The 13,397-nt window shown below is 35.4% G+C and carries 10 protein-coding genes; 5 read left to right on the plus strand and 5 right to left on the minus strand.

Features of this window, described 5'->3' with window-relative positions; all coding sequences use genetic code 11:
- Positions 1-193 precede the first annotated feature (193 nt).
- On the plus strand, positions 194-424 hold the full coding sequence (locus G7074_RS02200) for a transposase (RefSeq protein ID WP_166206529.1): 231 nt from the start codon (positions 194-196) through the stop codon (positions 422-424).
- On the opposite strand, the gene G7074_RS02205 is transcribed toward G7074_RS02200, so the two are convergent.
- The 4 genes from G7074_RS02205 to G7074_RS26465 form a co-directional block, all read right to left on the minus strand.
- Positions 385-2,016, minus strand: coding sequence for a beta-1,6-N-acetylglucosaminyltransferase (locus tag G7074_RS02205; protein ID WP_124562498.1), 1,632 nt, complete (start codon positions 2,014-2,016; stop codon positions 385-387). The two genes, G7074_RS02200 and G7074_RS02205, sit on opposite strands and share 40 nt — an antisense overlap.
- Before the next feature lie 6 nt (positions 2,017-2,022).
- On the minus strand, positions 2,023-4,872 hold the full coding sequence (locus G7074_RS02210; RefSeq protein ID WP_166206532.1) for a glycosyltransferase: 2,850 nt from the start codon (positions 4,870-4,872) through the stop codon (positions 2,023-2,025).
- A gap of 20 nt (positions 4,873-4,892) precedes the next feature.
- Complete coding sequence (locus G7074_RS02215; RefSeq protein ID WP_124562500.1) at positions 4,893-5,360, minus strand: hypothetical protein; 468 nt, start codon at positions 5,358-5,360, stop codon at positions 4,893-4,895.
- 104 nt (positions 5,361-5,464) lie between these two features.
- Entirely contained in the window at positions 5,465-6,043 is a 579-nt protein-coding gene (locus tag G7074_RS26465) for a lysozyme (RefSeq protein WP_199748424.1), read from the minus strand.
- A gap of 175 nt (positions 6,044-6,218) precedes the next feature.
- On the opposite strand from G7074_RS26465, the gene G7074_RS02225 reads away from it, so the two are divergent.
- From G7074_RS02225 to G7074_RS02235, 3 genes are read left to right on the plus strand one after another with little or no spacing between them, the layout of a single operon-like run.
- Positions 6,219-8,420 (plus strand): peptidase domain-containing ABC transporter, encoded by a 2,202-nt coding sequence (locus G7074_RS02225; RefSeq protein ID WP_166206535.1) that lies wholly within the window; start codon positions 6,219-6,221, stop codon positions 8,418-8,420.
- A 10-nt stretch (positions 8,421-8,430) separates the two neighbouring features.
- Positions 8,431-9,753 (plus strand): HlyD family efflux transporter periplasmic adaptor subunit, encoded by a 1,323-nt coding sequence (locus G7074_RS02230; RefSeq protein ID WP_166206538.1) that lies wholly within the window; start codon positions 8,431-8,433, stop codon positions 9,751-9,753.
- Between the two features lie 17 nt (positions 9,754-9,770).
- Positions 9,771-10,448, plus strand: a complete 678-nt coding sequence (locus tag G7074_RS02235) for a class I SAM-dependent methyltransferase (protein WP_124562503.1) — start codon at positions 9,771-9,773, stop codon at positions 10,446-10,448.
- Between the two features lie 94 nt (positions 10,449-10,542).
- On the opposite strand, the gene G7074_RS02240 is transcribed toward G7074_RS02235, so the two are convergent.
- Complete coding sequence (locus tag G7074_RS02240; protein ID WP_166206541.1) at positions 10,543-11,442, minus strand: helix-turn-helix domain-containing protein; 900 nt, start codon at positions 11,440-11,442, stop codon at positions 10,543-10,545.
- A 1,020-nt stretch (positions 11,443-12,462) separates the two neighbouring features.
- Between G7074_RS02240 and G7074_RS02245 the strand changes: the two genes are divergently transcribed.
- Positions 12,463-13,206: a hypothetical protein gene (locus G7074_RS02245; protein ID WP_166206544.1), complete on the plus strand. Its 744-nt coding sequence runs from the start codon at positions 12,463-12,465 to the stop codon at positions 13,204-13,206.
- The last annotated feature ends 191 nt before the right edge of the window (positions 13,207-13,397 follow it).

Genomic DNA, 13,397 nt, shown 5'->3' on the forward strand with positions numbered 1-13,397 from the left:
CAATATTACGATTGTAAATAATCTTATCCAAACAACTCATCGTTATTTTGCGATTAATTCAATCAAACATTTGATAATCAATGATATAATTTGTGCTTTTTATATCATACATGGCAAGAAGAACTATCAGAAAAAGCTTTTCATAAGCTTTCAACTTTCGAACTATATCCCCGTAGATAATTTTTACAAACGCTTGAACGAAACGCTCGATCTTGAATTTATCTACAGGGCTACCGCTAAATATTATGGCAGGGAAGGCCAGAAAAGTATCGATCCGGTTGTATTCATGAAACTGATACTCGTTGGCTATCTCGAAAATCTTTCCAGTGACAGAAAGATCATCAGCACATCAAGGATGAGAATGGACATCATGTTTTTCCTTAGCTATGACCTCGATGAAAAACGGTTATTTTTCACCGGATGATAAAGATACATTTTTGTCATTTCTTCAGGCTTAATTTCAGGCCTATAACGCATAGAACCGTCCCCCATTCCACCCGCGTAATCTTGGCTCGCAGGCTCATAGAATCCAATGGAATGCTTCATCAGTCCATAAGGCACATTTGTACTAAAATCATTGACAGAATAACCATTGTGCAGAAGTAGGCTTGGAATAAGTACCTCATGATGTCCACTCCATCCCTCACGTAAGCACGCATCAATATATTTTAACGCAGCATTTGATATTCTGTAAATCGGATTAAAAGACCTTATTTTTTCGGCATTTGGCAACTGGATTTCAGGATGCTTCAGAGAGTTCCACCAATACCAATAAGGCTGATCAGTAAATTTATTAATGTTAGTTGTCAGAAAATCAGAACTGACATCTTTCAAGAGTGAAGAATTAAAAAAATCAGACCATTTCCCATTAAATTTCACATCATCTTCAATAAGCCAATAGTAATCATAATCGCTGTTTTTGAGATAGAATGCTAAAACAGGAAAATGATTGTTGCCTGGAATTAATTGTTCTGAAATAGGTTGATATGAGAGGGATGTTAAAATGGAATCATCAAACATAAATGGTTTTAGTCTTGAAAGGTGCTTGGAACTAGGAAAATACCGGTTATGAAAGAGTAAGTGACAGTCTCCAGAATTACTACTTTCCTTCACGAAATCCTCATAGCTTTCCAATACAGATGGTTCATCTCGATGCGTCAAATATAGAAAGGCCTGTTTCTTCATCCTCTGATTGCCCATACCAATACCAACTTTGGTCAGTGGTTTTATATGCTCATCAATCGAGTCTAATATTTGTTTGTCAATTTCAAAGTCAAACTTTCTTGCGAATAGACAGTCACTATCCATTAAACCAGGAAGGTCGTCTGTCCGCAGAATACTGGGGTGAGCATATGGGGGAGCCCATTTAATATACCATAAGTGTTTGCTCTGCAAATTACATGAAATGAACGCGTCATCACAATTAAGCAATAAGGTTTGAAAGAAACTTTCATCGGGAATTGTTACCGTCTTGAAATATTGGAGAAAAAAAGAGTTATTTTCAATAAAATCTAGAATATAGCTAACAATCTTAAATGGAAGAGACCACCATTGTGATCCTCCATAAATCTTGACGTGCTTGTCAATCCTATAAAAATTAGGAAACCTTGAGATCCCTCCTCCATACCAATTATCAAATGGTAACCGAAAAAAGTTTAAATAGATGACATCTTTGTTTTTAGCAAAAAAATCTTTGATAAATTTGTTAGTTTTTATGGGGTAGTCCTGCCCACTTAAAAGTGTTACCCTATCAGTGTCTGGCAAATTGTCTTTTACATATTTTAAAAGTAAAAGACTGGCTTCAATCATGCTAAAACTACCCCAGGTTATATTAACCCTATCTTCTATGAAATATACCGAATTATCCTTATTCGCCATTATTTTATGGAAAGGTAACATTTCAACCTTTGCGTCAATATGGATAACAAAATAATTCCCCGGTTCATCTAGTTGATTGACTAATCTGTAGATCTGTTCCGGGCATTTGTGTGCAAGAATAATAAACACATGCTTCATAATCCACTAATTTTGCATTTGGATTGCGGGGGTGCTATTAATCTTAACCTGTTTCTTTTCAACAATCACCTTTCTAAAGAATGATATCAGCCTATCTACATGATAGTCGAATGTAAATTGCTTACGGTTGCTCCAGACATTTTCTCTGACTTGGATAATCCTAGATTTATCGTCAAACGATGCAGATAAATTATCAAAAGAGTCAAAAAATATGCCCATATCCAACTCTGATAGAAGTGAAAATGTAGTATTGATATGACCGCAATCATTTTTATGCAATAAAGGGAGGCCTGCTGCGATTAAAGTAGGCATCCTTGCAGGTAAGTTTAAGTCATCCCATGTGGTTCGTGATAGCTCTCCCTGGTTTTCCGAAGGAAACATATGGAGCCAACCTGCATCGTATTGAGAAAATTCCCTTACCCAGTCTGAGGGATTGCAATTTGGATGAATATGCAGGTGCCCCTTAGCAATAAAGTATACTTTTTCCACCCATTTTCTCCAAACATTTTGATGAAAATCTCCATAGAAATGCAAATGAATGTTTTGTTTAGCGAAGCTATAAAGATCCTCAGGACGCAATCCATATGGCCGGCCTGGCAATACAGTATGTATTCCTCCAATGCTATCTGATAATAAAGGAGATCTATCGTCTGTGAAAAAGTTTTCTTTGGGCAGATCACCATCCAATATTATACTTGGCTTCCTGTTGGTATCCAAATACTGGGAGAACCATCTTTTATAATCCTCACTTAAATATACTTGGCCGTCAGAATTTCTAAATAGAGAAATGAGTTCATTCCAAATCCCATATTGTTTACAATATGTAGGACTCTCCTTAAAGTGCCATACGAAAGGAATATCCGGAAATTCAAGCATAATTTTGTGGGCAAAGGGCACAGAAACATAATTCAGTAGCGCATAAATAACATCTGGCTTTATGGCTTTGATTTCTGCTGCATAGTGAGCTGCTGACAATGTCTTTATTTTACCGAATGCAAATGGAGCAACAGAATTTAAGAAACCAGAAGCCTTCATCCAAAGTCCAAAAAGCTGGTGTCCTTTTTCTTCCAAGGCTACAATTCTTTCTGGATTGAGCGAAAGCTCTCCGACCAACAAAATTTTCAAAGGCTCTGTTTGTATAGGTGGAATATCAATATTTACTTTACTGTAATAGGATTCTTCATCGATCAAATTTCCTGAACCTTTAAACCGAATGGGATGTTCAACATTATAATATTGCTTGTAAGTGTAGATTCCACCCCGTTTTAATTCACTTACAAGCTGATGATGTTGCATAGGATGGCTAACCCATTCGCAAGAGATTATTTTAGTAAAGGAAACTTTTCCGATAGAGAAAAAATTATTCCAGAATAATTTACCCAAATCCGCAGTTACCAGTTCTTTTCTTTCAACCCACCTATCAGATGTTTTTCTATGAAGCACTTGAACGAGTTGAGCGAAAAGGCCAGGTATTATCCCTGTTGATTTAGCTCCCCTACTCGAATTAATAGTTTCTGCATGGTTATAAATAATACCGGAAATTGCAATGAATGCTGCATCTTCTTTTAACCTGGCACTTAATGTTTCCAGGTGATTTTTATGATATAAATCATCAGAAGGCAGATAGGCGATTAAATCAAACGATGCAAGGTCGAGTCCTGTATTGATGCTAGCACCTATCCCCTCGTTTGAGTTGTTTTTTATATAATTAATTTTTGGATGCATTAGATACTCACTGATAATCTCTTCAGTATCATCAGTACATCCATCATTAACAATGATCAATTCCCAATTTGAATAAGTTTGTGAAATCAGGCTTGAAATTGCGGCTAAAATAAAGGCTGACTGGTTGAATGTCGGCATAATTACAGAAATACCAGGCTCAGACTGCTCTGCTTTAGCGCTAACGAAAGTCTTTGAACCATAATTTCTGATGCTTCTATTTCCATAATTTAAACCGCAATAAAGCTTCAAGATTTCTGCCCTAAATATTGTTAGCCACTCTTCAGAATACTTATCACGGAGTGTTGCTGATTGAAATAATTTATCGTGCCACTGATGCAATTCCTCTATAGTCTCTTCATTACGAAAAATGTGTTTCCCCATTCCGAAGCACATAGCTCCATGCAATTTCAATTCATCCGCTGAGTGTTCTACTCCAAGTTTATCGAGTTCTCTGGAAAGTAATCCTAAAACTGTGATCTTTAATCTATCCTGATTTTTATTGCAGCTGTTATCTATGTGCCATCTATATGAAAGGAAATTTTCCTGAATATTTGCGACTTTGGATATTTCAGCAAATCGAATCCACAGTTCATGATCTTCGCAGTAAATATAATCTTCATTATATTTTAGTTTTTTCGCGAGGGCTGTTCTCATTGTGACTGCAGAATGATGAAACTGATTTCTGAATAAGAGTGCCATCTTGACAAATTCGGGATTGTCGCTTGTCTGGATACTTTCCAGATAGGTACCGCCATTATCCATAATTTGATAATGCCCTCCCACCATTCCATAATCCTGATTGAATCTTAAGAATTCTATTTGTCTTTGCAGCCTATCTCCTAGCATAATGTCGTCTGCATCCATTCTTGCTATATATATCCCATTTGAAAGGTCAATTCCTTTATTTAGAGATGAGACAATTCCTTGATTCCTTTTATTTTTATAGTAACGTATTTTGGGAGAGTTGAAGCTGGAAACAATGAACTCAGTATTATCAGTACTTCCATCATCTATGATTAATATTTCGTAATCGTTATAGTTCTGTCTAAAAATGCTTCCTAAGCATTCATATAGGTATTTACCGCAGTTATAACTGGGAATTAAAATAGTAGTTTCAGGTTTGAGATTCATTAATTTTGATAGAATTGAATTTATTTAAATTTTATTGAGCCTGCACAAACATCCCCTTCTTGAGTTCCTTTGAGCCATTGATTAATGAAGGCAAAACGTTCGGTGTTATTTTTGATCAGAAGTTTATATATACAATCCATATTAATCTGCCCGTAATAATTAGGGGATTCATTTGGGTAAATGGCTTTAATATCGGAGTCTCTTAATAATTTCCATAAACGTTGAGACTCTGTTAAATGGCTAACAAACAAGCTGTCATTATGATATTCTTTAACAACTGCATTAAACGCAGAGTCGACTTTCTTTTGGGAATTAATAAATTCCTGGCTTAAACCTTTGGTAGTTGCCATAGACTCTATTTGCAATCGCATCAATAGCGATATGGTATTGTCGGTTGCATTTTTTTCTGATTTCTTCGGTACCTGAGCTTGTGCAACCAGGGCTAAGGTAGTAAGGAAACAACATAATAGCGTTGTGGTGAATTTCATTGGTTTTTGTGATTAAATTATTAAGGTCAGAAGTGATATTTCATTTTAAATAACGAAGCGAGAAAGGTGTTGGTCTCGCTTCGTTATAAACATTTTAGATTAGTTTAGTATTGATAATCTCCGTTTGAAAACAGGTCCTGTTCCTGATTCCTGCGGTTTACCAACCCATTTACAACACCCCCACTCGCATAAACCCAGCGGTCCATTTGGGCAGCGGCCCCTGAATAATCACCTGAGTTTAGCTTACTCAACAGTGTAGAGTTACCGAAAGCACCTCCTCCGGTATTGTACACAAAACTAACAAGTGCATCGAATTGATTTTGCGTTAAGCTCACTGTTACCTGGCTATTTACCGCGTTGATTGCATTTTGAGCATCGCTCATGAAAAGTGCATGCGCTTGCTGCTGAGTTATGCCACTTGCGTATGTTCCACTGGAAATCTCTTGTGAGGTTAACTTATGACCATAACCAATGGTCATGTACCCCGCACCATCATTGTAGGCCGTACCATAAAAACCACCCTCAGCGGTTTTAATGAAAGATGCACCTGCTGAACTTAGAGAACAATTCGGTCCTGGGCCTGTTGAACCTGTACCTCCTAGATAAGAAGATTGTTCTTCTTTACTGATCAACTCCAACTCTTTTTCCAAGAGTTCGAACGCTAATTTAGACTTTGCTGTCATTTTTTTTTATTTAAGGTGAAAGATTAATTAAAATAAAATTAAAGCGGGAAGAAGATGAAAAAGAGCAATTAATTAACCTAGCTCAGCACTATGTTATCTATTTCTAATTACATCTATTCAGACTTTAAAAAGTTGCGAATAAAACATCATTTTAGGGTATTAAATTACGAGCTCTATGATTTTCAATTCCTTCCCCAACGATCGGCAATTAGATATGATGGACTGTGGCCCAGCCTGTATAAAGATGATTGCTAAATTCTATGGGAAATTTTACTCATTACAATATTTGAGAGATAAATGTGGATTAACCCGTGAAGGTGTTTCTTTTGCTGATATAAGCCATGCCTCGGAAGCAATAGGGCTCCGCACTTTAGCTATAAGATGTACTATTGAGGATTTGTTAAAGAAAATCCCACTTCCTGCTATAGTTCATTGGAACAATAGCCATTTCGTGGTTATATATAAAGCTTCAGATGCTATTTATGTATCTGACCCTGCAAAAGGGCATATTAGATACGGTATTAAAGACTTTGAAAAAAGTTGGATAAAAAGAGAGTCAAATAAGGGAGTGGTTATGGCGATTGAGCCACAAGCTGACTTTTATGATCGGCAGGAAGGAGAAAAGCAGGAACGTTTAAAGACATTTGAAAATTTCCTAGGTTACTTTAAGCCTTATAAGAGCAGTTTCATAAATCTTTTTTTTGTAATGCTTATTGTGACGATTCTTCAGGGATTCATGCCGTTTATCAGTAAGGCGGTGATTGATGTTGGTATTCAAACTCACGATATAGATTTCATTAACATTGTATTAATCGCCAACATTGCCATTATCATCAGTATTCTATTTAGTAATATGGTTCGGGATTGGATTTTACTCCATGTAACTTCCCGGGTAAATATTGCTTTATTGTCTGACTATCTGATTAAACTGATGCGCTTACCGATCACTTTTTTTGAAAACAAAATGACTGGGGATATACTCCAGCGGGCGCAGGACCATGAAAGGATAAGATCATTCATTATGAACAATTCTATAAATATGGTCTTTTCGGCTTTAACATTCTTTGTTTTCGCGTTAATCATGTTTAAATATAATGCACCTATTTTCTATATATTCATTATTGGAAGCGCAATCTACGTCGCATGGGTTATGAGCTTTCTTAGCATTAGAAAAAAACTGGACTGGGAATATTTCGATCTGGTATCAAAAAACCAAAGCTACTGGGTAGAGACAATTAGCACAATTCAAGATATTAAGATCAACAATTATGAGAAACATAAGCGTTGGAAGTGGGAAAATATACAGGCAAGAATGTATAATGTCAATCTTAAGGTGTTGGCAATAACCAACACCCAAAATCTTGGTGCACAGTTTATTGACAGTATAAAAAATCTTTTCATTACATTTTACTGTGCGAAAGCAGTTATTGCGGGAGAGATTACCTTTGGGGTCATGATTTCTACCCAGTTTATTATTGGAATGCTTAATGCGCCGGTTACACAGTTCATCCAATTTGTCATCTCATTTCAGTTTGCAAAGATCAGCTTTCTCCGTTTGAATGAAATTCACCAACTGGAAGATGAGCATGAACAGGTAGGGCAAAACAGTATTGAGTTGCCAAAGAACAAGAGTTTAATATTAAACAATATTGCATTCCAATACAGTCCTAATGGAAAGATGGTTCTGCAAAATGTTAGATTAATCATTCCAGAGGGTAAGGTTACCGCTATTGTTGGAGATAGTGGTAGCGGTAAATCTACTTTACTAAAATTGCTCCTTCGGTTATACAAGCCAAGCTACGGAGAGATAAAGATCGGGGAAATGAACATTAACAACATCAGCTTGCGACAATGGCGGGAAAAATGTGGTGCAGTAATGCAGGATGGTAAAATTTTTAATGACACCATATTAAATAATATCATTTTAGATGATGAGCAAATTGACTACGATAAATTGAAAATGGCTCTTGAAACAGCAAACATATCGCAAGAAATAGAGCAGTTACCTTTGGGTTACCAGACCATGATGGGAGAACAAGGACGGGGTCTTAGTGGCGGACAAAAGCAAAGATTACTGATTGCAAGAGCTTTATATAAAAACCCTGATTATCTATTTTTCGATGAAGCGACTAATTCACTAGACACTATAAATGAAAAAAAGATAACTGATGCACTTGACAATGTATTTAAGGATAAAACAGTAATTGTTGTGGCTCACAGGTTAAGTACAATCAAAAAAGCCGACCAGATCATAGTTATGCACAGCGGCTCTGTGGTAGAGATTGGAAATCACCATTCATTAATGGAATTGGAAGGAAGGTATTCTAGTCTGGTGCATTCCCAACTAGACATTAGAAATACGATTTCATTACCCTAAACAACTTATAATGGAAACAACAAAATTCGAACAAATCATCAATAATGAGCGTAGTGAAGAGGTCCAACATATTATAGAACGTATGCCTACGAAATTCGGTTACTGCATCAGTTCAATTTTATTTATAATTTTTTTACTACTTATGGTATTCGGATGGGTAATCAGATATCCGGGTATCGTGAGCGGGCAAATTGTGATTAACACTAAGTTTTCTCCAACAAAATTAGTAGCAAATGTAGCAGGGAAACTAAAACTTGGTAAAATAAAATCTTTACAGCTTGTGAGGGAAGGAGAAATTATTGCATATATAGAAAATGCGACAACACCGGGAAAGGTTTATTATATTGATAGTATAATAAAGCAATATAGCCCCAATAGTGATGCTATCATAGAAATCGAGAAAAGGCTTCCAAAAAATGCATCATTAGGGGAACTTAATGTTGCATACTATTCATTCTTAAGTAATCTTCAGCAGGTAATCAATCACAAAATTGACGGGAAATACCAAAAGCAAGAAGAAGGGTTGAGCGAAATGTTAAATGTGCAAAGTAGCGCAGTAGCAGCATCTGTAAGTCGTGTGCAGATGAGTTTGAATGCCCTAAATTTTGTTAAAAAATTTTATGCACGGGATTCCCTTCTGTTCCTCAAAAAAGTAATTAGCGAATCTGAATTGGATAAATCCCAAATGTCATACATTTCAGCAAAAGATGCCTATCAAAATTCATTGAATACGCTATTGAATGCTAAACAACAAGTCCAGCAAACTAACAGCAGGCTACAGGAATTAAGTATTGCTGAACCGGAAAAAAACAAAGAGCTTAAAATTGCCCTTATTTCCTCATACAATGAACTCGTCGATCAAATCAAAGTATGGGAGCAAAAATATGTATTCAAAGCGCCATACAAAGGAATAGTTCAGTTTTCAGACTTCTATGCAGAAAATCAATTTATTTCTTTAGGAGAAAAAGTATTTACAGTAATTCCCAAAAAGGAAAATGCTATTGGGCAGCTAATACTTCCGGCCCTGGGGAGTGGAAAAATACAGCCTGGGCAAGAGGTTATTGTCAAACTCGACAACTTTCCATATATGGAATATGGATCAATTACAGGCAAAGTAAATTCAATATCGTTGACAAGCAATAAAACTAAAGCAAATGATCATGAAATTGAAACTTACCAAGTGCTTGTTGATTTCCCCAATCAATTAAAAACCAACTACGGTACTATTTTGGATTTCAAGGCACAATCTTTAGGGACAGCTGAGATTATTACCAATAACCGAAGGCTTGTTCATAGACTGTTCGATAATTTAAGATATATCACGAATCGCTAAAAAACAACTAATTTCCCATGTCATATATAAAAAACCTGTGCTCAAAGAATGTTTTTGAATTATTACCTATTGATTGCTTTGATTTATTAGGTGGATTTGCAATGTCCCATTTTGGCCTATCTATACTTAAAAATGAGTTATTGTTGAATAAAAGAACTAATATACTGGAATTTGGTTGCGGTTTGTCAACCTTATATATGGGGCTTGTCGCCAAGAAATTCAAACTTGATGTTAGCATCACTAGTATAGAAAGTGATACCTTTTGGCTGGATAAATTGAATAGGAAACTTGAAATACATGATTTAAAGGATATTATTAAACTTGTTTATGCCCCTTTGATTCCTGATGTAGAACGAGGGTATGGAAATATGTGGTATCAAAAACTGGCCATAGATAGTGCATTAGATCAAAATAGTCGCTTTGATTTATTTGTAATTGACGGGCCACCAGCTTTCAAATCAGAAATCGCATACAGTAGATATAGTGCACTTCCATTTATCCTAAATAGGATGGATAAAGATTTTACAATTGTTCTGGATGATGCAAACCGAGCAGGCGAGAAACAAATAATTAATTGGTGGAATGAAAGATTTCAGATTTCCTTCAAGACATATGATTCAAGAATAGCTTTAAGCAGAAAAGGTCCGTTCATCAACACAGTACCTAGTTTCTTGAGTAAAAAAACCGGCACGTAATACTATTAACACATAAATAAGATTCATATGGGTGGGGTAACCCAGAACCACTCCACCCCGGAGCAGTTCCAGTAATTTAACGAAGGTCAATCATCTAGACACTATACGCTTTTTTATTAGTTTTGCTATAATTATCTATATAATCAGTGGGTGATTGTCCAATAATTCTTTTGAAAACCCTATTAAAGTTTGTCATAGTATTGAATCCCGAATTACTGGCAATAGCTGACATACAAATTGCCCTCTCTCCTGAAATAAGGCTCTTACAAGCATGATTAATTCTTATTTCGTTTAAGAATGATACAACAGTACGACCAGTGTGCTTTTTAAAGTGCCGGCAAAATGAGTGAGGGGTCATAAATACTACATTAGCTACATCATCCAAGGTGATACGGTTACTGTAATTTTCCTTTATAAATTGAATGCTTCTTTTAATACGTACATCATCACTTTCACTTACAAATAAGGAAGACAAATCCGAACACAACGGAATAATACAGTCACCGATTGACTCAAGCGCCACGATCAACTTGACGAAAGAGAATAAAAGATTAATACCTGAGGCATTATGAACAGCCAACATTTCACTAGCTATCTTTTGAATATAATCTGACGGCACCTTGAAGCCATGTTTATTTTGTGCTAAAAAAAAATTGACCTTTCTCAACTCTGGAAGTGAGAACAATGACTCAAGAGCTTCATTCGGATCAAAATAAACTGAATACACCGTTATAGAATGCTTACTATTTGGTTCAAAATATTCAGGATCACTTTTGAATAAATGAGGTATTTTTGCCCCCACAACATATATTTCTCCAGATCTAAAAGCATGCAGATCATTGCCAATAGTCAATGTTCCTTCTCCCTTTTCAATATATGTGATTTGCCATTGATTATGGGTATGTAAATATTGATAAAAAAAAGGTAATTCTATGAATTCAGACAAAACACTTTTTTTGTCTGTGACCAGCATGGTAAACGGAAGTACTTTCATTGGTTAGAGCGTTTATTTATTATTTAAGACTTATAATAACACACTAAGTGTATAAATAAGTCTCACATCCAGGCATTGTTAACATTACAACTATTGCCTGAATCCAAATTTAAATAGCCTCCCACTTAGAAACAGGGGTCTAAATCGTAAAATTGAAGGGGTATTTTAGATTATTTATATTATCTGGATTTAATTATTCAAAATATCGGAAGCTCAGCGGACAATTGTATTGCTTCGATTATCATTGCAAATCAGATAATAGGATTTAGTCGGAAAATATAAAGCTATAGACGGATAAGACCATGACAAGCTATTTCACGACGAGACAGTTGTCGACAAAAAGAAGAAAATTAGGACAAAAAGGAAAGCTACAAAAGTTATTCTAAAAAACTGGATAATAAACATTGCCAATTAAAGTCTGAACTCACTAAAGTTTGTTATTTTCTTTAGGGCCAAATTTAAGTATTTGAATATGGCTCACTTTAGTACCGACCAGCGGGAGTATTTTCAATATTTAAAGGCCTTCTTAATGCTTATTGAGCCAATAGTTGAAGATTTAAAAGGTAAAGAGTTTATAGAATAAGATAGAATTTTAAGTAGGAGATTATTGAAAAAGCACCTCAGTCGGGAAAGTTTGAACCGGAAAACTTGACATTGCGAAAAACATAATTTTAATCTAAAAAGTATTCATTAACAAGTAAATATTTAGAGAAAATTGAAATGGGAGGATGGAAGTTTATGTCTACCTAATTTCATTCATTACTTCTATTCTATCTAGAAAAGAAAAGTGTTCAAGAATTATTACACATTCAAATCTAAGGATTAGAAGAAAATAATAATTCATCAAGTTTGTACGTCAACTAATGAGAAAGGCTTACAGGAACATTTTTCGCATTTTTTGATAAAGGTTTGCTGTGCATTTGTAGTCCTACTAAAGCTCATTGCATAAACCTATTATCAATAACTTTATTTTAATCGTTTAGATTTATTATTTTTGGTTTTTAAACCTCTCTGAATCTAATGAAAACTCTTAACACTGTTGTACTCATTCTGGTTTGTATAATATTATGTATAGGTTCGATATTCTTTTTAACTGGACAAAATGCTAATTCTCCATGGGACCTTTCTGATAAGGGACAAATCGGGGATACGATAGGTGGGATTACCGCCCCAATAATAAATATCTTTGGATTTGCCCTGATCTATATAAGTTTTGTTTCACAGAATAGAGCTAATCAAATTCAGTCTCAGCAAAACTCAGTTGTATTTTTACATTCGTTGTTTGCTGAGGTAAAGGCGGATTATGATAAAATGCTATTTGTATCAGATGGTGTTAGAGCAGGGCTGGAATTTAGAGGAAGAAGGGCCGTTTCTATTTTCATTCTTATATTTGAAAAACGTTATAAAAAACCCGCTTTCACTAAAAATTCGTTCGTTTATGAATACCTGCACGTTATTGGTGCGATTTCTGCCCTACTCGATCAGATTGACCAATCTGATTTGGGTATTATTGAAAAAATTGGCCTATTGAAAACCATTCATTTTTTTTATAATTCGAGAATTCACGAGCAAAATCAAGAATTAATTCGTTTAGCGGCAGACAAACCTGAAATAAAAAGTTTTTATGAAATGGTCAAGGGTTTTGGTGATAAAATGGAACAAAATTTTCAAAATAATTTTAGGGAGCAAAGTGATACATCGGGATGGGAAAGAATTACCAAAGTAATTTCACAAACTTTCAGTAAAGATCAGGTTAAAGCTTAGTGCTTGGCGATTACGGATAACACCCATAATAAAGTGCATCTTCCATTCCTTTTTTAATACTAGCGATCTGGATTATTATGGAGGCATAGTTTCTGATGGAGAGAAAAGACTGAACCTCGATCCGGCTACTGCTATCACGCTTCGACGCAAAGTGAGCAGCGAAATCTACACACTGCCGCCGAATGATCCAT

Source organism: Pedobacter sp. HDW13 (genome assembly GCF_011303555.1).
Taxonomy (GTDB): domain Bacteria; phylum Bacteroidota; class Bacteroidia; order Sphingobacteriales; family Sphingobacteriaceae; genus Pedobacter.